Origin of the sequence: Syntrophotalea sp. (genome assembly GCF_050253115.1) — a bacterium.
GTDB classification, from domain to species: domain Bacteria; phylum Desulfobacterota; class Desulfuromonadia; order Desulfuromonadales; family Syntrophotaleaceae; genus Syntrophotalea; species Syntrophotalea acetylenica.
Map to the genome: position 1 here is coordinate 1 of NZ_JBFWJQ010000034.1, position 22,922 is coordinate 22,922.

Genomic DNA, 22,922 nt, shown 5'->3' on the forward strand with positions numbered 1-22,922 from the left:
GCGCACGCGAACGGGCTGGCCCCCGATCATGGCGATAATCGTATGGTTTGTCACGGCTTTGCAACGGGTGCAACGAGCCTCGATAATATCTCCTGCCGACAACTGCTTACTCATACATCTCCTCTGAACCAAAGAAAAAACCACAGGGACTACCGCCCTGTGGCAACGCGTATTGCGTGGGACGAAATTTATCATCTTCGACACGAACCTGTCAAGGAATGCCGGGCCGTCCCCGATATTGCATCGCAACGTAAAAGCGGCCCCCGAAGATCCTTTCCGGGGGCCGCCTGATGTTGCGGACAGGACAAGGAACCCTGCAGCCTATCCCCGCTCCTCAAGCAACGCCGCATGGGCTGCCGCGAGACGGGCGATGGGGACCCGATAGGGGGAGCAGGAAACGTAATCGAGGCCGGCATTGTGGCAGAAGATCACACTGGAAGGTTCGCCGCCGTGCTCGCCGCAGATGCCGAGCTTGATGCCGGGGCGGGTCTTGCGCCCCTTCTCGCAGCCGATGCGAACCAGTTGCCCGACGCCATCCTGGTCGAGAACCACAAAGGGATCCTGCGGCAGAATGTCGCGCGACACGTAAAACGGCAGGAACTTGCCGGCATCATCGCGAGACAGGCCGAAGGCGGTCTGCGTAAGGTCATTGGTGCCGAAGGAGAAAAATTCGGCCTCGCGGGCGATTTCGTCGGCGGTAAGCGCGGCACGCGGCAACTCGATCATGGTGCCGATCAGGTATTTGACCTGCACGCCATAGCGGGCGATCACCTCGTCGGCGACCCGGATGACGCGGGGCCGCAGAAGCTTGAGTTCCGCGACATGACCGACCAGCGGAATCATGATCTCGGGCACAATTTCAAAACCTTCCTCGGACACCAACTCGCAGGCCGCCTCCATGATCGCCTGCACCTGCATGTCATATATTTCGGGAAAGGTCACGCCCAGGCGGCAACCGCGGTGGCCGAGCATCGGATTGAATTCGTGCAGATATTCGACCTTCTGCTTGAGAATCTTGGCCGCAACGTTCATCACGCCGGCAAGTTCTTCAAGCTCCTTGTCGGTATGGGGCAAAAACTCGTGCAGCGGCGGATCGAGCAGGCGGATGGTAACCGGCAGCCCCTTCATTTCGCGGAACAGCCCGAGGAAATCGCCTTTCTGCATGGGCAGAATCTTACTCAGCGCCAGCTTGCGTCCCTCGACGTCCTCGGCTAGGATCATTTCGCGCATCGCCATGATGCGGTCGCCCTCGAAAAACATGTGCTCGGTGCGACAAAGCCCGATCCCCTCGGCGCCGAAATTGCGGGCCACGGCGGCATCGTTGGGGGTATCGGCGTTGGTACGCACACGCAGTCGCCGGAACTGATCGACCCACTCCATGAGCTTGCCGAAATCACCGGTCAGCGAAGGCTGCACCGTATCGACGGAACCCTTCATCACTTCCCCGGTGGAGCCATCGAGGGTAATGACGTCGCCCTTTTTAAAGACTTCGCCGGCAGCGGTGGCAAACTGCTGGGTCTTGTAGTCGACCTTGATGGAGCCGCAGCCGGCCACACAGCACTTGCCCATGCCGCGCGCCACCACGGCAGCGTGGGAGGTCATGCCGCCGCGAGCGGTCAGAATGCCCTGGGCGGCGTTCATGCCATGGATATCCTCGGGGCTGGTTTCGATCCGCACCAGGATGACTTTAAGGCCGAGTTTGGCGGCATTTTCGGCATCCTCGGCGGAAAATACGATTTCGCCACTGGCGGCGCCCGGGGAAGCGGGAAGACCGGTGGCGATGATTTCCTTGCGCGCCCTGGGATCGAGGGACGGATGCAGCAGCTGGTCGAGTTGCTCCGGAGCGACCCGCAGCACGGCGGTTTTCTTGTCGATGAGACCTTCCCTGACCATGTCCACGGCAATCTTTACCGCCGCTGTGGCGGTGCGCTTGCCCCCGCGAGTCTGCAGCATGTAGAGCTTGTCTTTTTCGATGGTAAACTCGATGTCCTGCATGTCGCGATAATGCTTTTCCAGCAACTGGCGAATGTCCAGCAGCTGCTGATAGCATTCCGGCATGACTTCCTCGAGGGACGGCAGCTGACCGTCGCTGCTGTCCTTGTCGATGGGCTGCGGGGTACGGATGCCGGCAACCACGTCCTCGCCCTGGGCATTGAGCAGAAACTCACCGAAAAAGCGGTTTTCGCCGGTGGACGGGTTGCGGGTGAAAGCGACTCCGGTGGCGCAGTCATCGCCCATGTTGCCGAACACCATGGCCTGGACATTGACAGCGGTGCCCCAGTCGGCGGGGATGTTGTTGAGTTTGCGATAGGTGACGGCGCGAGGATTCATCCAGGATCCGAACACCGCATTGATGGCGCCCCAGAGCTGCTCTTCGGGATCGTCGGGAAATTCCTGGTTCAGAGTTTCCTTGACCTTGGCCTTGAACAGCGCAACCAGCTGCTTCATGTCGTCGCCGGTCAGCTCGGTATCGAGATCGACGCCGCGGGTCTCCTTCATGTTCTCCAGAATGTGCTCGAGAATCTCGCCGTCCATGCCAAGCACGACGTTGGAGTACATCTGAATGAAACGCCGATAGGAGTCGTAGGCGAAGCGATCGTCGCCGCTCTGCGCGATCAGACCCTGGACAGTGGTATCGTTGAGCCCCAGGTTGAGAACCGTATCCATCATGCCGGGCATGGACACCCGACTGCCGGAGCGCACCGACAGCAGCATAGGGTTGGCCGGGTCTCCAAAGCGCTTGTCCATGGCCAGTTCCAGTTTTTGAAGATTTTCGGCAACCTCCTCGCGTACCCCTTCGGGATAGCGGCGGTCGTTGCGATAAAATTCAGTGCAAAGCTCGGTGGTAAGCGTGAAACCTGCGGGCACCGGCAGACCGATAGCCGTCATCTCGGCGAGATTGGCGCCTTTGCCGCCAAGCAGGTTGCGCATCTGGCCTCCGCCCTCGGTCTGGTTGGCGCCGAAGAAATAAACGTACTTTGCAGCCATTATTGAGTTCCTCCTGAAGGATTTGGTATGCAGCCGTTCAACGGCAGCGTTGAGCTCCGCATCATTGATGAGTCAGGCAGCGATTTTCGAAAAGTCGGCAATCCCCTGGAACAAGCGTGCCACCCTGGTCAGCAATGCAAGCCGATTGGTCTTGAGCGTCTCGTCCGGGGCCATCACCATGACCCCTTCAAACAGGTCGTCGACAGCCGGCCGCAGCTCTCCGACCGTACGCAGGGCATCCAGATAGGCACCTTCTGCGACATATTGTTCAAAACGACCGTTCACCTGTTGCAACGCCGCCAAAAGCCGCCCCTCGCAATCCGCCTCGAACAGATCGGCTTGCACCGGAGCATCGACGCCGCCCTTGACAATGTTGACGACCCGCTTGAAGGTTATCGCCAGAGCGGCGAATTCTTCCTCCTCGCGAAACGCCGCCAGCCCCCTGACCCGCTGCAGGGCTTCGACAGGATCGTCGAAAGCTGCACTCAAGACAGCATCCACGACATCGTTGGGCAACCCCTGGGAAGAAAGCATGTTGAAGAATCGCAGGCGGATGAATTCCAGCACCTCGGCGGATACCTCGGCAGAGGGCCGGGTCAGCTTGTCTGCCAGCAGTTCCAGGCTGCGACTGACAAGGGCGGGCAAGGACAGCCGGTAACCGCGATCGAGAACAATATTGAGAATGCCGATGGCGCTGCGCCGCAACGCGAAGGGGTCCGCAGTCCCGGTGGGTATCAACCCGACCCCGAAACAGCCGCAGATCGAATCGAGCTTGTCGGCAATGGAGACAAACGCCCCGACATCGTCGCCGGGCAGATTACCGCCCGCCTGAAGCGGCAGGTAATGTTCGAAAACAGCGCGCGCAACACGGGGGTCCTCACCGTCGAGAAGGGCATATTCCCTGCCCATGACTCCCTGCAGCTCGGGAAATTCAAAAACCATGCCCGTTTCAAGATCGCACTTGGCGAGTAACGCCGCACGTTCGGTCAGGCGAGCCGCGTCGGGCGCCAGTCGGTCCGCCAGTTCCACGGCCAGGGTTTTAAATCGCATGACTTTTTCGTAGCTGGTTCCAAGCCGGGCCTGGTAAACGACATTTTTCAGGGCATCGAGGCGGCTTTCCAGGCGGATCTTGCGATCCTCTTTCCAGAAAAACATGGCATCGGACAGACGCGCGCGCAACACCCTTTCATTACCCCGCTGCACCACGGTGAGGTCTTCGGCGCGCGTATTGGAAATGGTCACAAAACGCGGCAGCAGCCGACCCTCATCGTCCACCACGGTAAAATATCGCTGGTGCTCCCGCATGACCGTGATCAGCAGTTCCGGTGGCAATTGCAAATAAGCCTCCTCGAAGCCGCCGATTACCGCCGTCGGATATTCCACCAGAAACGCCACTTCGTCGAGCAGTTCCTCGTCGGGATTGAGCCGCCCTCCGGTGCGGGAAACGACTTCAGCCAACTGCTCCCTGATCATCTCCTGGCGGCAGGCCGGATCGACAACCACAAAACGCCGCTGCGTCTCCTCTAGATACTGGTCGAGTCCGGTCACCTCGAATGTCTCGGGTGCCATGAACCGGTGTCCCCGCGAAAACGTGCCGCTGGCCAGGTTGCCATAGGAAAACGGCACCAGCTGTCCGTCGAAGAGGGCGACGATCCAGTGCATAGGGCGGGCGAAGCGGATATCGAGATCCTTCCAGCGCATCGATTTTTTAAAGGGGATGGCGCCAATGATGCGGGGCAGCATTTCGGGCAGCAGTTCCAGCGTCGGGCGCCCTTCGACGACCTTGCAGACAAACAGGTATTCCCCCTTGTCCGTCTGCCGCCGTTCAAGATCGGAAACGTCGACGCCGTTGCTGCGGGCAAACCCCAGAGCGGCCCTGGTCGGCTGGCCGTCGGCATCGAAAGCCACGGCAACGGAGGGGCCCGAAGCCGTCACTTCCTGGCGTTCCTGACCGCGGGCGACCCCATCGACCGCCACCACCAACCGGCGGGGTGTGGCAAAGGTTCGCACCGACTCAAAGCCGATACGCGCGTTTTCAAGTTCTTTGCGAACCAGCCGTTCAAGATCGGCCATGGCCGTCGGCAGAAAACCGGCAGGGATTTCCTCGGTACCAATTTCCAGGAACAGTTCAGCAGACATGAGCGCTCCGTTATTTCAAAAAAAAGCAAGCCACGGAAAAGCATTTTTCCGTGGCGCGGTTACCTGTTGCAGGGAATTTACCGCCCTTTGATGAGGGGAAATCCGAGCTTTTCCCGCTGGGCGACATACCCTTCGGCGCACAGCCGTGCCAGGTTGCGCACCCGGCCGATATAGTGGGCCCGCTCCGTGACGGAAATCGCCCCGCGCGCATCGAGCAGGTTGAAGGCATGGGAGGCTTTCAGCACGTAGTCGTAGGCCGGCAGCACCAGCTGTTTTTGCGCCAGGCGGACAGATTCCTTTTCATACATGTCGAACAACTGGAACAACATGCCGGTATCGGCTTCTTCGAAATTGTAGGTGGAGAACTCCACCTCGGACTGATGGTGCACGTCACCGTATCGGATGCCGTCGATCCATTCGAGATCGTACACATTGTCGACACCCTGCAGATACATGGCAATGCGCTCGCAACCGTAGGTGATCTCCGCGGAAACCGGCTTCAGATCGATACCGCCGACCTGCTGAAAATAGGTGAACTGGGTGATTTCCATGCCGTCCAGCCATACCTCCCAGCCAAGCCCCCAGGCGCCCAGTGTCGGAGATTCCCAGTCATCCTCGACAAAGCGTATATCGTGCCGCGACGGGCTGATGCCGAAACTTCTGAGAGAGTCGAGGTAGAGTTCCTGGATATTCATGGGCGAGGGCTTCATGATCACCTGGAACTGATAGTAATGCTGAAGGCGGTTGGGATTCTCTCCGTAACGGCCGTCGGTCGGGCGCCGGGAAGGCTCCACATAGGCCACGTTCCAGGGCTCCGGACCGAGCACGCGCAAAAAGGTGGCAGGGTTGAAGGTCCCCGCGCCTTTTTCCATGTCGTAGGGCTGCTGAATGATACAACCTTGCCCGGCCCAGTAATTCTGCAAGGCCAGAATGAGTTCTTGAAAAGTCACGATACCTCCAGGTCCGGACGATGCCGACCCGCACGGGGAGCACCTTTCCGGCTTCGGAATGCACTGTCAATTGAGCAGCCCACATTAGCTTGTTTGCGCCGAACCTGTCAACCCGTTTGACATTCCGCCGTCGGCCCCGGGCAAACGCCTGTCGACGGTTAACGAATGGCAGCGACCCGGGAGCGACCCTCGGCCATTTGCGTGAGAAACGCCAGCGATTTGACGGGGCGGCTGAGATGCTGCCGAAGCATCGAGAAAATAGCCCGTCCGCCCTCCTGAAGGGTCTGCGCCCCGAAACGGAACCCTTCGAACAGGGTCGGGGGCGACTGCAGGGCGCGCGCCAGACTGCCCAGAGTCAACGGCGAGAGCAGCTGAACATCTCCCTGGCCGGCGCAGTCCGGACACAGCCCCCCGCCGGACGCGGCGGCAAAAGCCACCGTTTCGGAGCGCAGCGGCACGCCGCACTTGCAGCACTGCAGGAGACGAGGCTCGTAACCGGCAAGGCTCAGCAGACGCAGTTCGAACAGCAAGCGGGCTTCGTCCGAACCCCCATGGCGGGTGACGTGGTCAAGAAAAGCGATCAGCAGATGGTAGACGCCGGGCTGGGGGCCGGACTCACCCATCAGGTTTTCGACCAGTTCGCAGCCGTAGGCGGCCAGGGCCAGGGCCAGCAGATCGTGCCGCAGACCGTTGCGCAGATCGACGAGTTCCGCCTCCTGCACGGAAACCAGCTCCCCGCCGCGCGGCGCCTGCCAGCGGATACGGACGGACGAAAACGGCTCCAGCGCCGCGCCAAAACGTTTCCGGCTCTTGCGCGCCTGCCGTGCAAAACCCTTTACAAGACCCTGATCGAGGCTGAAAAACGTCACAATGCGGTCCGCCTCACCATAGTCCAGGTGATGCAGCACCACGGCATCCGAACAACAGGTTTCCATACGCCAGCGTACCTCCAGAACAACCACCGGCCACAATGCAGTAACCATCCGGAATCTCCGGATGGTTACTGCATGCCATAAACTCCCGGCTTCACATGCCACCCTGCAGAAACGGCAGAAACAAGGTCGCCGTGCCGAAATAAATCAGAATGCCCGTGATATCATTGGCGGTCTGGACAAATGGGCTCGACGCAATGGCAGGGTCGATGCCAACCCGTTTGAAAAAACTCGGTGCCAGCACCCCCATGGTCGCCGCCACGGTCATTGCCGAAACCATGGCCAGCCCCACCACCATCCCCAGGTAGATATTGTGATGCCAGAGGTAGGCGACCAGCCCGACGGTCAGTCCACAGACCGCCCCCATGATGATACCGACGCGCAGTTCTTTGAAAAACACCTTGCGCAAACTGGAAAAATCGATGTTGCCGGTGGCGAACCCCCGCACCACAATGGTCGCCGACTGGCCGCCGACATTGCCACCCATGCCGGTGATGACCGGGATGAAGGTAATCAGGGCGATGACCGACTCCAGGGTCAGTTTGAAGGTCCACATCAGGTATCCGGTGACAATGCCGCCGAACAGGTTGGTGATCAGCCACGGCAGCCTCAGGCGCGCGACCTTGAAGGACTTGTGGCCGTAAAGCAGCTCCTCTTCGCTGGCGCCAGCCATGATGTAGATATCCTCGGTGGCCTCCTCGCGCAGCACGTCGATGACATCGTCGACAGTAATCAGGCCGACCAGCTTGTTCCACTCGTCCACTACCGGCAGGGCCAGAAGGTTGTAACGTTCGACCAGTTGCGCCACCTCCTCCTGGTCCTTGTCGGTGCGCACGCTGATCACATCGGCAACCATGATCTCCTTGAGCCGTGTGGCAGGAGACACCATCAGCAGCTGCCGCAGGGACAGCACGCCGACCAGGTGATTGTGCCGGTCGACGACATATACGTAAAACACCATCTCCACATCGGCGGCCTGCTGCAGGGCTTCGATGGCCTGCTGGACGGTGGTATCCTCGGGCAGACAGAAAAATTCCGTCGACATGATGCCGCCGGCGGTGTCTTCGTCGTATTTCAGCAGTTGCTCGATCTCATCCGAATGCTCATCCTTCATGGTGCTGAGGATTTCCTCGGCGATCCCCTCAGGCATGTTGCGGATGATTTCAACGGCGTCGTCGTAGGGCATCTCCTGAAGAACTTCGGTGATGGCCTCCTGACCGATCTTTTCCAGCAGCTGGGCGCCACTGACATAGTCAAGTTCCGACAGCACGCTGGCCGCGGTTTCGGTGTCGTCGATGAGGTTGAACAGCGTCTGCTGTTCCTTGGGCGTCAGATGGGGGAAAAGATGGGCGATATCGGCGGGATGCGTTTTACCGATAACCTTTGTCAGGTTGGGATAAGCTCCGCGCCGGATCAGTTTCTTGACGGTATCCAGAAGAAGCTGCAGCTTCTGATCCATGGCGTTCCCCTCTCATGCGGTAAAATACGAAACACATGAGACTAACACCCGGAATTATCCGCTGTCAACAGCCCTTCACGGCCCCCGGGATTCTCCCGGAGAACCCACGGCACCGCCCGTGGTTTCCGCCTTCTGGACAGATTCGAAAACAAACTTCCAGTCGCGGTAACTGCTCGCCCTGGAAAACTCCTCATAGCCGGCGGGGAATCCGTCGCGCCGGAAAGGCCGGCCATGATCGGTGGAGACAACGCCGAGAATGGCGCCGGTCGTATCGCGAATCAGCTCGAAGGGCCTGCCGGTCATGGGATCGGCATAGGGCCGCCGCAGATGGCGGCGCACCTTCAGGGCACGCTGATCGGCAAGCAATTCATCCACCTGTTTCGGATAGATGCCCCAGGCATGGTGAAAACTTTCTATGGCGCGGCGATATTGATCGCCGCGAAACAGCAGCTCTTGTTCCCGGTCACGCTGCAGGATATGCTTCCAGCTGTTACCGGCCGTCCCCGCCGTCAACCCCAGGATCACCAGGGCCGCCAGCACCATCAGAAGGGTGCTGCCAGTCTGACCGCCCACCGGAGGGTATTCCATGCCCGGGCCTTTCACAAGAGCCGCACCGCGAATCATCAACCCGACAGTGCGGCCTGCATTGACAAAAACCGCCTATTTGCGCTGCCAGTTGCCACCACCGGATTCAATGTACCAACCGGAAGCGGCCTGGGCCCGCCAGGATTCAGCGAAAATCTCCTGCACCTGGGCGGGGGTAGCGGTACGATTGGGGTTTTTATTGATCTCGCCGGCAATCTCGCTGTAAAGCCGCAGGCGATCCTGGTTTTCGGCATTTACCAGGCGCTGTACGCTGCTGCGGCCACGCAGGTCCAGCCCTTCGAGGGTCCTGACCTTGAGCAGACCGTCACGCCCGATGCCGACCTGCCCTCCATCAAGATAGGACCGCAACTCCGCGGTGCGCTGCTTCATGGCATCCTTGATGGCCCGGATCTGCGGGGTGCTGATATTGATATCCGCGCCATTGACTCCTTCGGCGGCCCAGGCACTGGCGGGGCCGATACTGAACGGCAGCAGGCTGGTGGGGCCGGCTTCGGGAGACGCTGCCGGATTGGACGGCGCCGGCTGCTGATCGCCTTCGCCCCAGACCTCGTTGACGATGCGGTCGGCGGCGCTGCGCACTTCTTCCGCGGGAAAATAGATATTGATGGTCACGCACGCCGCCATCAGCCAGACAATCGCCATGGAACAGACCAAGGAACGCTTTTTCATAGACCCTCTCCCGATTGGATATTCAGTGCTTCCTCATGTCGCTTCACTATATCGCCGCTTGCGGACAAAATCAATCACCGCCCCTGCCGGCACGGTCGAGGCGTTGAAGGCGCCGCAGCATCTCCCGGAAGGAGATGGGTTGTGCCGGAGCCAGTATATCGATCTTCGGAGGCAGCAAGCCGCCATCGACCAGGTAACGTTCGCTGCCGGGGCGGGCAACGCCGCGCAGGGTAAAAACATCTTCCGCGAGTTCGCAGCGGACGCCGATACGGCGGTAGCGGTAAAAATCGATAAAACGATAGACGCCCCGCGACAGGGCGGCGGACAGGCCGCCCTGGCTGAGAATCGACAGATTGTTCAATGCCTTGACGCTGATATTGCGGCGTCCGTCGAGACGGGTTTGAAGCTGCCCGGTAAAATGCGAAGGGGTCGTGCCGTACAGACGCAGGCCGTCGAGTCGCCCGTCAACCACCCCATTGACAGCACCAAAAGCAAAAGTCCGGGTCAGCCTGTACAGATCGATGCCGGCAAAGGTTATATCCGCCTGCAGCTGGGGCAGTCCCAGGGAAAAAGGATCGAGTTGCAGATTGCGCATGCGCAGTTCGCCGTCAAAAGCCTTTAGCAGAACCTCGCCGTCGGAGCGCAACACGCCGCCGACGTAACTGATGCGTCCCAGGTCGGCGTTGACCTCACCCTCCATGGGCACCATGCCGAGGTCGGCCGTCAGGGTCTGTAAATCGATGCCTTCCATGCGGATCTCGGACAGCAGTTGCGGACCGCTTTCCGCATAGCCAGCCTGCAACTGGCGGATGCCAACCTTGCCGCCTCCCAGGTTCAGCTCCAGCGGCGCCGACAGAAGCATCCGGTTGGTGCTCACGGCCAACGGCACCGTTGCTTCCGTCAGTCGCACCGGACCCCAGGCCAGTCGATCGATATCCAGGCGGGCGCGGCGCAGGGGCACATCCCGCAGGCGACCGGCAGGCAGGGCCAGATCCAGGGGAATGAGGCCGCGGACCCCCTGCGCGGAAAGCCTGGCCCGTGGCCAGTCGGCGGACAGATCCCGCAGCCGGCAGGTTCCCGCCAGCCGCCACTGCCCCGGCTCGCCATCCAGGGCAAAACGCACCTCGGCCCCACCATGGAGGTCGAGATCGGCCAGCACCGGGCGCAGTTCACGCAGCAGAACGCGGCCATTGCCGTTCCAGGCGGTGTTCAGATCGTCTATTTGGATACGGCCCTGCAAAGACAGCCGCGCCTTATGTCGCTGTCCCTCGCCCCGGATCACGACGAGACTGCCCGCGTCGAGTTTCAGATCGATCAGCTCCAGGCGTGCCAACCGGGGATCCCATCCGGCGAACACCCTGAAATCGAGGGGCAGATCGCGCAATTCGCCGTACCAGGCTCCCCACAGGGCTTCTTCCACCGCAACCCGGCCATGCAGAAGCATTTCTGTTGGGGAGGTTCGATCGGCGCGGCAGATCCGCCCTTCCAGATGCAGTCGCCCTCCTGTCAGGCCGGCAAGGCCGTCGGGCCGCATCCACTCCAGAGGTCCGAAATCCAGGTCGCCGATGCGCGCATCCCAGCCGCCGTCAGGTCGCACAACAGCATCGAAGCGGGCTCGCAGATCCCCCTCGCCGCCTTGCCGGTGCACAACGCGGCCGCGCAGATGGCAGGAAGAAAAAACGAGTCGTCCATCCTCCGCCAGCAAGCGGCCCTTCAACACCACCGTCCGCAGCCCGCCATGAAGGGTCGCGACCCGATCAGCCTGCAACAGGGCCTCGGCCGTCCATCCCCGGCGGTCACGTTGCAGGGTCGCCTCGCCAGTCAGTCCCTGCGCATCCTGCAGCCATGCCGGCCGGCGCGCTGGAGGCAACAGCCGGCGCAAACGGGACCACGAAACGGGCCCTGCGGCCACCTGCATCTGGTCCGACGTGCCGTTGAGTGTTGCCAGCTTCCCGCCGGCGAGGCTGGCAACCGCATCGACACGCCACTGCCGAGGCGATCTTGCCAGCTGCCCCTGCAGCGTCAGCTCAGAAACATCCAGCAGTGCGCCGGGACGCGGCCTCTTGCCCGGGCCACCGCGCACTGCAAAAAAAACAGCGGGAGCCTCGCCGGAGAGCTCGCCGCGGGCTTCCAGGCGCACCGCACCGGCCACCGGTGCCGGCACGCGACCAAGGATGCGCTCCTGCAACGCCACCGGATCCGTCACCGTCAGCGTGAGGTTCCCCCGCCGGCCGTCGGGACCAGCCTCAAACGCCAGTTCGCCTGTCGTCTCCGGGTCCAGAACAAAGTTGCCGCCGCCCCGCCAGAGCCCATCGCCTTTGGTGACATCCAGTGTCAGCGACGCCAGCGGCAATGCCAGCTTGGGCCACCGCACCAGTCCGGGTCCCAAACGCAGCCGGGCAGCGAGACCAGTCGGGCGCCAATCGGCACAGACACGCACATCATCCACCGCAAAATCCAGCTCGTCAGGCAGCGGCAGAGCCAGGGAGAGCGCCTCCAGCCACACCTGCACATCGCCGCGCGATATGCGGCCAAAGGCAACGGAAAACTGTAACTGCCCCTTGCCGCGCCCGGCGGGCAGGGACAACAGCACCGGCTTTCGCAACAGCGACCGACCCTGCCAGTTCAGAACGGACAACGCCAACCGGATACCGTCATGCCAGCGCCCGGTGCCGCGGCTTTCCATCGGAATCGCATCGCGACCCCGCAGGCTGGCAGACAGAACAAAAGCGAAGGCAGCCTCGCCATGCATCGAGAAAGAGATATCCTGCATTACAAGGGGATGTCCGGCGTGAAGATAGGCCAAAGAGCCGCCGCGCACCGTCAACCGGCCGATGGTCAGCGGCGGCTCCGCGGGAATGCCGAACACTTCGTTCGAGGCAGAGGAAGGAATCACCTCAAGCCGGGGATTCAGGATTTCGACGGCGGGCAGGTGTCTGCGCAGCAGGCCCGCCAACGAGGGAATCACCCGCAGGCGATCCAGGGAGAAGCGGTATCGGTCCACGCGCGCCACGCGCAGGCCTGCCAGGTTCAGGCCGCCGTCTTGCCAGACCAGTCGCTCCGCCTGGACCTCGGCTTGCAGGCGGGAAGTGGCATATCTCTGCAGGCAGGGCCGCGCGATGCCGTCGAGAAACCGGTCGGAAACAAGCAGCCTCCAGCCCAGCAGCCCCAGGCAAAGAGCCGCCAGCAGAAGCCCTCCCGACAGCAACAATTTGCGACCAAGCGATCTCATGGGCGGCCTCGGCGGCTACAAGATAATGCCGGCAGAAAAACCGTGACGGATGCGGCATCATCCGTCACGATGAATCAGTGAGCCTCGCTCCAGCTGCGTCCGACGCCCAGGTCGACCAGCAGCGGCACGTCGAGTGATGCGGCCTGTTCCATTTCCCGACGCACCAGTTTCTCCATGGCGGCCTGCTCGGCAGTCGGCACGTCGAATATCAGCTCATCGTGGACCTGCAGCACCATCCGCGCCTGCAGTCGCTGCTGCTGCAGTTCCCGGAAAATACGCACCATGGCCACCTTGATGATATCCGCGGCCGAACCCTGAATCGGATAATTGATGGCGTTGCGTTCGGCATAGCCGCGCATCACACCGTTTTTGCTGGTGATTTCCGGGACCGCGCAACGCCGGCCCAGCAGGGTGGTGACGTAGAGCTTTTCGCGGGCCTCACTCTTTTTGGCCTCCATGAACTCGAGGACCTTCGGGTAACGGGAAAAATAATTGTCGATATAGGTCTGGGCCTCCGCGCGGCCGATGCCGAGGGCTTTGGCCAGACCGAAGGCGCTCATGCCGTAGAGCACCCCGAAATTGATGGTCTTGGCCTGGCGACGCATCTCCGGTGTCACCATCTCCAGAAACACACCGAAAATCTCGCTGGCGGTGCGGGAATGGATATCCTCGCCACGCGCGAAGCTTTCCTTGAGGGCCGGCTCGTCGGCCATGTGGGCCAGAATCCGCAACTCCACCTGGGAATAGTCGGCCGCCAGCAGCACATTGCCCTCGGCCGGCACAAAGGCTTCGCGGATGCGGCGGCCCTCTTCGGTGCGGATGGGAATATTCTGCAGATTGGGATCGCTGGACGAAAGCCGGCCGGTGGCCGTAACTGCCTGGTTGAAGGACGTATGGATGCGCCCGGTCTCCGGATGGATCAATCTGGGCAGAGCATCACAATAGGTATTTTTAAGCTTGGCCAGCGAACGGAAATCGAGCACCCGTGCCGCAATAGCGTGTTCTTCGGCCAGTTGCGAGAGCACCTCGACATCCGTCGACCAGCCGGTTTTGGTTTTTTTGCCGCGCGGCAGCTTGAGTTCCTCGAACAGCACTTCACCAAGCTGCCTGGGAGAGCTGACGTTGAAGGCACGGCCGGCCATCTGGTGGATTTCCTGTTCCAGATCGGCCAGGCGCACCTCCATATCCGCCGACAGTCCTTTGAGAAAACCGGCATCGATGCGCACACCCTGCCATTCCATGTCAGCCAGCACCGTCACCAGCGGCAGTTCCACCTCACGGAACAGCGCATCCTGGTGCGTCTCAAGCAGCAGCGGCTCCAGCTTGTCGGCCAGGCGCAGGGTGATATCCGCGTCTTCGGTAGCGTACACCGTCGCCTTTTCCACGGCGACTTCCGCAAAACCGATGCGGTTTTTGCCCGTGCCGGTCACCTCGGCATAACTGATGGTGCGGTATCCGAGGAGGTCCGCGGCCAGGGTATCGAGACCATGGGATTTGGCGGCGGGAGTGGCCAGGTAGGAAGCAACCATGGTATCGCAGCTCAGCCCGGCCACCTCGACGCCGGCGCGACGCAGCGCCAGCATGTCGTATTTGGCGTTCTGCGCGACTTTCGCCAGCTGTGGATCGGCCAGCAAGGGCCGCAGCTTCTCCAGCACCAGATCGCGATCGAGCTGTTCTGGCGCCCCCGGATAACGATGTCCGAGGGGAATGTACCAGCCCTCGCCGGGCCTGATGGCAAAAGACAGCCCGACCAGATCGGCACGCACAGCGTCAAGGCTGGTGGTTTCCGTATCAAACGCGAAGCGGGCGGCTTTTTTCAGGCTGTCCACAAGCGCATCGAGTTGCGCGCCGCTCAGAACCGCCCTGTATTTCTCGCCGCTGGCGCGCTCATCACTGGAGAATTCCTGCAGCAGCTTGTGAAATTCGAGTTCCTTGAACAAAGCCGTCAGAGCCTCGCGATCCGGCTCGTCGAGACTGAAATTATCGTAATTGACCGCCAGCGGCAGATCATCCACCAGGGTTACCAGCTGCCTGGACAATCGCGCCTGATCGGCGAATTGACGCAGATTTTCCTGCCGCTTTTTGCCCGACACCTGATCGATGTTGGCCAGCAGGTTTTCCAGGGTGCCGAATTGCAGGATGAGGTCCCGGGCGGTCTTCTCGCCAATCCCCGGCACCCCGGGGACGTTGTCGGAGCTGTCCCCTGCCAGGGACTGTACCTCCACCACCTTGTCGGGGGCACCGCCAAACCGTTGCGCGACCTCGGCCAGTCCCGTCACCTGATCCTTCATGGTATCAAGCAACCGCACCTGCTCGTTGACAATCTGCATCAGGTCCTTGTCGCCGGTCACCACCGTAACCTCCATGCCCCGTTCGGCAAAGCGCCGCGCCAGGGTAGCGATGATGTCGTCGGCTTCGTAGCCGGCCAGTTCCAGGGCCGGCATCTTGAAGGCTCGTACAACCTGCTTGATGAGGGGAATCTGGGATTGCAGATCTTCCGGCATGGCGGAACGGTTGGCTTTGTACTGCGGATAGATATCCTTGCGAAAAGACGGACCTTTGGCGTCGAACACCACCGCCAGGTGATCGGGCCGCTCCTCCCGCACCACCTTCAGGAGCATATTGGTGAAGCCGAACACGGCGTTGGTCGCCATCCCCCTGGAATTGGACAACTGGCGAATGGCATAATAGGCACGGTAAATATAGGAAGATCCGTCGATGAGATAAATACGCTGACGCTGGTCGGTCATAAGGTTCCTGATCCTGAAATCGAATGATAAGAATTTTCAACGTGATATCGTTCCTAACAGTATCTCACGCATCGTCAAAAAGCAATGTGTCGCCGATGCGCGGCACCCACCGAAACACCTCTGCGCCACGGTTGACAAGCGACGCCTAAATGATTAGGTTGCCCTTTATATCCCGACACCACACAAGGAGACCTCACCATGACTGACGACCGGGACAAAATGGAAGACGATCATGAAAAAACCATAGAGGCCGATTTTGCCGCAGAGGATACTCCGGAGCCCGCCGAGACGGAAAAACCGAAAGATGGCCTGGTGGTTGCCTCCGACGTTCTGCCGCCCACCCTGCCGATCATCCCCCTGCGTCCAAGGCCGGCATTCCCCGGCATTCTGACGCCGATGGTGTTTACCGGCGACAAGCACATCGCCATGGCAAGGCGCGCGGTCGAGACATCCTCCAAAATGATGGGACTGGTGCTGGTCAAGGAGGTCGAGGAACCGGACAGCCCCGACAACCTGCATCGCTTCGGGGTGGTCGGACGCATCATGAAGGTGCTGCACTCCGACGACGACAGCATCCATCTGCTGGTCAACTGTCTGGAACGTTTCAGCATTCGGGAACTGAGCGAGTCGAAAAGAGGGCTGTTTGCCTGGGTTGACTACCACTACGCGGCGGAACTGTCGGTCAACCCGGAACTGAGAGCCTACTCCATGGCCATCATCAGCGCCCTGAAGGAACTGGTGCAGATCAACCCGTTGTACAGCGAAGAAATCAAGATGTTCCTCAACCGCCAGAGCATGGACGACCCTGGCCGGCTGACCGATTTTGCCGCCAACCTGACTTCGGGCGACGGGCAACTGCTGCAGGATATCCTCGAAACCATCGACGTGCGCAAGCGCATCGACAAGGTTCTGGTGTTGCTGAAGAAGGAGCTGGAAGTATCGCGACTGCAAACCAAGATTTCCAAGCAGATCGAACAGAAGGTCAGCGCTCAGCAGCGCGAGTTTTTCCTGCGCGAACAGCTCAAGGCCATTAAAAAGGAACTCGGTCTTGAAAAAGAAGGCAAGGTCAGCGAAATCGAGAAGTTTGAAAAGCGCCTCGAAAACCTGACCTTGAGCGAAGAGGCGGAAAAAACCATCCACGAGGAAATCGAAAAGATGCGGCTCATCGAGCCGTCCTCGCCGGAATACAACGTCTCGCGCAACTACCTGGACTGGCTGACCATTCTGCCCTGGGGCAAGCACAGCAAGGACAACTACAATATCGAGCGGGCGCGGCGTATCCTCGATCGCGACCATTACGGCCTCAAGGACGTCAAGGACCGGATCCTCGAATTTATCGCCGTCGGCAAGCTCAAGGGGGATATTTCCGGCTCGATCCTGTGCCTGGTAGGTCCACCGGGAGTGGGCAAAACCTCCATAGGCAAGAGTATCGCCGCCGCCCTGAACCGCACCTTTTACCGGTTCTCGCTCGGCGGCATGCGCGATGAAGCCGAGATCAAGGGACATCGCCGCACCTATATCGGCGCCATGCCGGGACGTTTCATCCAGGCCATGAAGAGCGCCGGCACCGCCAACCCGGTGCTGATGCTCGACGAGATCGACAAGATCGGCGCTTCTTTTCAGGGCGACCCCGCCTCGGCGCTGCTCGAAGTCCTCGACCCGGAGCAGAACAGCTCCTTCCGCGACCATTACCTGGACGTGCCCTTCGACCTGTCCAACGTGCTGTTCGTGGCCACCGCCAACCAGCTTGACACCATCCCCGCGCCGCTGCTGGACCGCATGGAGATCATCCGCCTGGCCGGCTATATCCTTGAAGAGAAGATGGAGATCGCGCGGCGTTACTTGATCCCGAAAGCCCTGGAAAACCACGGCCTGGACAAGGGCCAGGTGACCATTCGCAAGGACGCCCTGCACACCATCATCGACGGCTACGCCCGCGAAGCCGGGGTGCGTAGTCTGGAAAACCGCATCAAGAAAATCATGCGCTACGCCGCCATGGAGTTTTCCCAGGGACACGCCGACAAAATCACCGTCGGCAAGAAAGACGTGGAGGCGATTCTCGGCAAGCCGGTGTTCACCGAAGAGGAAGTGTTCGAGGATGTTCCGGGCGTGGTTACCGGACTGGCCTGGACCAGCATGGGCGGCGCCACCCTGCAGATCGAAGCCACCGCCATGCCGAGCAGTGGCAAAGGCTTCAAGCAGACCGGCCAGCTCGGCAAGGTCATGATCGAAAGCTCCGATATCGCCTATTCCTACGTCATGGCCCACCTGGAGGAATACGGCGTCGACCCGGAATTTTTCGACAAGCACTTCGTGCACCTGCACGTACCGGCCGGCGCCACCCCCAAGGACGGCCCGTCGGCGGGCGTCACCATGGCCACCGCGCTGCTGTCCATGATCACCGGCAGGCCGGTGATCAAAAAACTCGGCATGACCGGCGAACTGACGCTGACCGGCAAGGTGCTGCCCATCGGCGGCGTCAAGGAGAAGATCATCGCCGTCAAACGCATCGGACTTGACACCGTGATTCTTCCGGAGGCCAACCGCAAGGATTTCGAGGAGCTTCCCGAACATCTGCAGGAAGGGCTGAAGGTGCACTTCGCGCGGGATTACCGCGATGTCTACAAGGTCGCTTTCGCAGGTGCCTGAAGTCTGCAAGGCACCGTTACCACCAACCCGAACCCATTATCAGGCACGACCAAGGAGCCGCATTACCCATGACCGTCGATCAGATCAAACAGGCCGTATTCAACCTGAGCCCGGAACAAAAAAAGGCCTTTATCCTCGAAACCCTGCCCGACCTCGCCCGTGACGCCATGCAGGACGGCACCTTTCTGCTGCAGCTGTTCCCGGTATTCATGGGCATCCTCAAGGACAGCGGCATCGAGCTGTCCCAGCTGCTGCAACTGGCCGGCGCCATGCAGGGCAACCGGTGATTTTCACCATTGACGCCTTTGCCGCAAGCTGTTAGTTTACGGCACTATGCAAACCATGACTGTCCAGAACATCCTGACCGACCGCCTTTGGTGGCGCCCGACCGATTCTCTCTCCGGTTCGCGCGCCTGCCATCGGTAACAAGCGTCGCGGACCCCCGGTCCGCGGAAAACCACACGAGCAAAAGCCGCGGGCGCAAGACCGCGGCTTTTTTTATGCCACGCAGTGCAGAGAAATACAGGCCGAAAGCCGACTCGGCTCTTCCGCCGTTCCCCTGTCATTGCCACCAATCGACGAGGTACACTCCATGCGCGTTCTTTCCGGCATTCAGCCTTCCGGTTCCCTGCATCTTGGCAACTATTTCGGCATGATGAAGAAAATGATCGACTACCAGCAGCACCACGAGCTGTTCTGCTTCATCGCCAACTACCACGCCATGACCAGCGTGCCCGACGGCAAAGCCCTCGCCACCGGCACCCTGGAAGCCGCCGCCAACTTCCTGGCCCTGGGCCTGGATCCCGATAAAAGCGTATTCTGGGTGCAGTCCGACGTGCCGGAGGTGCAGGAGCTGACCTGGGTGCTGTCCAACTTCACCCCCATGGGCCTGCTGGAACGCTGCCACAGTTACAAGGACAAGGTGGCCAAGGGCATCGCCCCGAACCACGGACTGTTCGCCTATCCGGTGCTGATGGCGGCGGACATTCTGCTGTTTGGGGGAGAGCTGGTGCCGGTGGGCAAGGACCAGAAGCAGCACCTCGAAGTCGCGCGGGACATCGCCATCAAATTCAATAACGAACACGGCGAAGTGCTGGTGGTCCCAGAACCGGATATCGACGACGAAATCGCCACCATCCCCGGACTCGACGGCCAGAAAATGAGCAAAAGCTACAAAAACACCATCGACCTTTTTCTGGAGGAAAAGGCCCTGCGCAAGCAGGTGATGCGCATTGTCACCGATCCGACCCCGGTGGAGGATCCCAAGGATCCCGACAAGTGCAATGTCTTTCAGATCTATCGCCTGTTTCTGGACAAGCAGCAGGAGCAGGCCCTGCGCCAGCGCTACCTGGCTGGCGGGCTTGGCTACGGCGAGGTCAAGCAGGAACTGTTCGAAACGGTGCGGGATTTTTTCGCGCCTTTTGCGCAACGCCGGGAGGAACTGCTGGGCGACAAGGATCAGCTCCGGGCCATTCTGGCCGAAGGGGCACAAAAAGCCCGCGGGGCCGCATCGAAGATCATGCGCAAGGTGCGCAAGAAAACCGGCCTGGCGTATTGAAACCAAGGTGCCGAGTAACGGGTGGTCCGCACTCCCTTTGCCTTTCTGCTATAGTTTAGGCTACCATGAAGGTGTGATCGGGAACCGAATCGCCAGGCGACAAGGAGGCACCATGACCCTCTACCGCAAATGGTACTGCACCTGCACCGGCAAACCGGTTGAGCTGACCAGGGAGGAAATTCTCGACGATGAGCCGGCCGAACCCGCCTGTGAATTTTGCGGAGCGACGCCGTCCTCGGATCCAAAAAAAACCATCGTCTACCGCGACGAGGAGAGCTGGGACGACTGATCCGTCATGCGTTCCGGGAAGGTTTCCGGGTAAAAAGAACAAAAGCCATGGCGGGGCGCTTGCTCGCCTCGCGCATGGCGAACTGCATGCCGTCATAATGCCAGCCTCTGGCGGTCCAGGTGTTGAGAATCTCTTCCAGCGCATCATCCGTCACCAGGCTGATTTCCACCACTTTGTATTCGACCATCGAACTTCCCTCTGGCAGGCAGAATCCTCTGCGATTTAAAACCTGGCGTTGCCCGGTGTGCGCGGAAACGGTATCACGTCGCGGATGTTCTCCATGCCGGTCACGTACATCAGCAGCCGCTCGAAACCGAGACCGAAGCCGGCGTGGGGACAGCTTCCCCAGCGGCGGATATCGAGATACCAGTCGAGACGCGCCGGGTCGATGCCAGCCTTGCGCATCTTCTCCTGCAGGACGACGAGGCGCTCTTCGCGCTGACTGCCGCCGATGATCTCCCCGACCCGCGGCACCAGCAGATCCATGGCCGCCACGGTGCGGCCGTCGTCGTTCAGACGCATGTAAAACGCCTTGATATCGGCCGGATAGTCGGTTACGAACAGCGGTCCGCCAACCACCTGTTCGGTCAGGTAACGTTCATGCTCCGATTGCAGATCGGCACCCCAGGCGACGGGGTATTCAAAACCAACCGGGGCCCGTTCGAGACGCCGGACCGCCTCGTCGTAGGTCATGACGAAAAAATCCGCCGTGGCCAGTTTTTCCAGCTTGTCGATCAGGCCCGGCTCGATGCGCTGATCGAAAAATTCCAGATCCCCGCTGCACGAATCCAGCGCAAACCGCACCAGGTAACGCAAAAAATCCTCCGCCAGCACACAGTCGTCGGCCAGGTCGGCAAACGCCATTTCCGGCTCGATCATCCAGAACTCCGCCGCATGCCGGCTGGTGTTGGAATTTTCCGCCCGGAAGGTGGGGCCGAAGGTATAAATATCGGAGAAAGCCGTGGCAAACAGCTCCCCCTGCAGCTGCCCGCTGACCGTCAGACCGGTCTTTTCGCCGAAAAAGTCCTGCCGCCAGTCGATACTCTCCTCCACCATCGGCGGCTGCTCCGCCGGCAGGGTGCTGACGCGGAACATCTCGCCGGCCCCCTCGCAGTCGTTGGCGGTAATGATCGGGGTGTGGACATACAGAAAGCCCCGCTCCCGGAAAAAGCTGTGAACCGCGAACGACAGGGCACTGCGCATGCGAAACACGGCGCCAAAGGTATTGGCCCGCGGCCGCAGGTGAGCGATGGAGCGCAGATATTCAAAGCTGTGGCGTTTCTTCTGCAGGGGATAATCGCCGTCGGCATCTCCAAGGATCCTTACGCGGCGGGCATGCAGTTCCCATGACTGCCCGGCGGCGGGCGACGCAACCAGTTCGCCCTCCACATGCAAAGCCGCACCGGTTCCGCAATGCGCTGCCGCGGCGTATCCTTCCATCCGGGAATCAAGCACCACCTGCAGATTTTCCAGGCAGGAGCCATCGTTCAGTGCGACAAAGGTTATATCCTTGCCGCGCCGCACGGTGCGGACCCACCCGCAGACCCACAGCGCCGGCATCGGCCGGCAGGCCTGCAATACGCCGGCAACACGCATCCTGCGCGAACGCGTTTCACTTGTGACGCTCATCGTAAACAACTCCCATCGGGTGCTGAAAGAAACCGTCGCTGCCTTCCATCGGAACCGGGCCGACCGCCAATCAAACCGGAATGGGCCAAGACTCCTGAAAGGGCGAAGATAGCAAATTCATGCCTGGCCAGACCAGCTTTTTCTACCGTTGTTATCTCCCGTCGAAGTGAAGGCCGATAGCAAGCCCTGCGGAACCTCTCACCCCGGTCCAGACATAAGAAAAACAAGAGCGCAAACACATAGCCCAGTCTGGAACTTTACAGAGAACCTTGCAATTACCCGAGTATTTGGGTAATCTTTGAGTCCGTTCAACGCTATCAGGACAGCGGAAAGGAGCATGCATGCCGCGCGGACAAGGCCCCTGTCGCCACGGTTGGGGACCGCCTCAGGGCGGATTCGGCAACCTGCCCCGGTTCATCGAGCCGGTGGTGCTCTACCTTCTTAAAAAGCTCGGGCATGCCCACGGTTACCAGCTGGCGGGCGAGTTGCCGGAACACGCCATCGGCGAGACCCTCATCGACCGGGGAGCACTGTACCGCACCCTGCGACAGCTCGAAGCCGACGCCTACGTCACCAGCGACTGGGATGTTTCCGGTGCCGGCCCGGCCCGTAGATTGTACCGTCTGACCCCGGCCGGGGAAAACTACCTGCGCCACTGGGCGGAACTCATCGAACGCATGGCCGAAGCCATGCATGGATTTGTGGCCAAAGTTGGAGAACTGGACAAAAAATCTGAAAGCGACAAAAACTCAGGATGACAGCCGGACAGACATCCCCCTTCGAGCAAAACGCCTTGCCAGACATAAGAGCCACAAGGAACAAGGCCGGCAAGCCTGTAGCCTCCATCCAGAAGAACATCCGCAGTATAAAACAATGATGGCGTCGCAAAAACTCAACAATGACGCGCCTAGCAGTTGGCGCCTGTTGTCCCCCGTCAGCCTTCACCGGATGTAAAACACGTACGGCACCTCTCCCACGCCCCCCTGGAAATCAAGACCATTTCGAGGTTTTGGCTATATTTCCACAACACACTGAACCCGCCCTTGACTCCAGGGACATCACGGTCGCGGAA

Annotated in this window: 16 protein-coding genes; 5 read left to right on the forward strand and 11 right to left on the reverse strand. The window is 60.5% G+C overall.

The annotated features are described in order from the left end of the window. Window positions 1-321: 321 nt before the first annotated feature. The 9 genes from ppdK to polA all read right to left on the reverse strand — a co-directional run bounded on the left by ppdK (window position 322) and on the right by polA (window position 15,725). Entirely contained in the window at window positions 322-2,988 is a 2,667-nt protein-coding gene (ppdK, locus tag AB7E65_RS05480; RefSeq protein WP_072286144.1) for a pyruvate, phosphate dikinase, read from the reverse strand. A gap of 72 nt (window positions 2,989-3,060) precedes the next feature. Then, on the reverse strand, window positions 3,061-5,127 hold the full coding sequence (gene glyS, locus AB7E65_RS05485; RefSeq protein ID WP_072286145.1) for a glycine--tRNA ligase subunit beta: 2,067 nt from the start codon (window positions 5,125-5,127) through the stop codon (window positions 3,061-3,063). Window positions 5,128-5,204: 77 nt separating this feature from the next. Beyond that, complete coding sequence (gene glyQ / locus AB7E65_RS05490; protein ID WP_428745421.1) at window positions 5,205-6,077, reverse strand: glycine--tRNA ligase subunit alpha; 873 nt, start codon at window positions 6,075-6,077, stop codon at window positions 5,205-5,207. A gap of 158 nt (window positions 6,078-6,235) precedes the next feature. Next, window positions 6,236-7,060, reverse strand: coding sequence for a DNA repair protein RecO (gene recO, locus AB7E65_RS05495; RefSeq protein WP_428745422.1), 825 nt, complete (start codon window positions 7,058-7,060; stop codon window positions 6,236-6,238). 43 nt (window positions 7,061-7,103) lie between these two features. Beyond that, window positions 7,104-8,468: a magnesium transporter gene (gene mgtE / locus AB7E65_RS05500; protein WP_428745423.1), complete on the reverse strand. Its 1,365-nt coding sequence runs from the start codon at window positions 8,466-8,468 to the stop codon at window positions 7,104-7,106. A 75-nt stretch (window positions 8,469-8,543) separates the two neighbouring features. After that, the gene (locus AB7E65_RS05505) at window positions 8,544-9,056 is read right to left on the reverse strand and encodes a type II secretion system protein (protein WP_320361238.1); all 513 of its coding nucleotides are present in this window, start codon (window positions 9,054-9,056) and stop codon (window positions 8,544-8,546) included. A 72-nt stretch (window positions 9,057-9,128) separates the two neighbouring features. Next, window positions 9,129-9,743: a DUF1318 domain-containing protein gene (locus AB7E65_RS05510; RefSeq protein ID WP_428745424.1), complete on the reverse strand. Its 615-nt coding sequence runs from the start codon at window positions 9,741-9,743 to the stop codon at window positions 9,129-9,131. Between the two features lie 70 nt (window positions 9,744-9,813). Continuing rightward, window positions 9,814-12,975: a hypothetical protein gene (locus AB7E65_RS05515; protein WP_428745425.1), complete on the reverse strand. Its 3,162-nt coding sequence runs from the start codon at window positions 12,973-12,975 to the stop codon at window positions 9,814-9,816. Window positions 12,976-13,049: 74 nt separating this feature from the next. After that, complete coding sequence (polA, locus tag AB7E65_RS05520) at window positions 13,050-15,725, reverse strand: DNA polymerase I (protein WP_428745426.1); 2,676 nt, start codon at window positions 15,723-15,725, stop codon at window positions 13,050-13,052. Between the two features lie 198 nt (window positions 15,726-15,923). Here polA and lon point away from each other — a divergent pair, with 198 nt between their 5' ends. From lon to AB7E65_RS05540, 4 genes are all read left to right on the forward strand, one after another. Then, on the forward strand, window positions 15,924-18,374 hold the full coding sequence (lon, locus tag AB7E65_RS05525; protein ID WP_083558488.1) for an endopeptidase La: 2,451 nt from the start codon (window positions 15,924-15,926) through the stop codon (window positions 18,372-18,374). A 68-nt stretch (window positions 18,375-18,442) separates the two neighbouring features. After that, window positions 18,443-18,661, forward strand: coding sequence for a hypothetical protein (locus AB7E65_RS05530; protein ID WP_428745427.1), 219 nt, complete (start codon window positions 18,443-18,445; stop codon window positions 18,659-18,661). A gap of 305 nt (window positions 18,662-18,966) precedes the next feature. Further along, entirely contained in the window at window positions 18,967-19,932 is a 966-nt protein-coding gene (gene trpS, locus AB7E65_RS05535) for a tryptophan--tRNA ligase (RefSeq protein WP_072286152.1), read from the forward strand. A 112-nt stretch (window positions 19,933-20,044) separates the two neighbouring features. Further along, window positions 20,045-20,221 (forward strand): hypothetical protein, encoded by a 177-nt coding sequence (locus AB7E65_RS05540; protein WP_158513977.1) that lies wholly within the window; start codon window positions 20,045-20,047, stop codon window positions 20,219-20,221. Window positions 20,222-20,225: 4 nt separating this feature from the next. Here the strand turns inward: AB7E65_RS05540 and AB7E65_RS05545 are convergent, their stop codons facing one another. Beyond that, window positions 20,226-20,408 (reverse strand): DUF4177 domain-containing protein, encoded by a 183-nt coding sequence (locus AB7E65_RS05545; protein WP_320361234.1) that lies wholly within the window; start codon window positions 20,406-20,408, stop codon window positions 20,226-20,228. A 35-nt stretch (window positions 20,409-20,443) separates the two neighbouring features. Then, complete coding sequence (gene asnS, locus AB7E65_RS05550) at window positions 20,444-21,850, reverse strand: asparagine--tRNA ligase (protein WP_428745428.1); 1,407 nt, start codon at window positions 21,848-21,850, stop codon at window positions 20,444-20,446. A 341-nt stretch (window positions 21,851-22,191) separates the two neighbouring features. Between asnS and AB7E65_RS05555 the strand changes: the two genes are divergently transcribed. Then, window positions 22,192-22,608: a PadR family transcriptional regulator gene (locus tag AB7E65_RS05555; protein ID WP_072286154.1), complete on the forward strand. Its 417-nt coding sequence runs from the start codon at window positions 22,192-22,194 to the stop codon at window positions 22,606-22,608. Window positions 22,609-22,922: the final 314 nt, after the last annotated feature.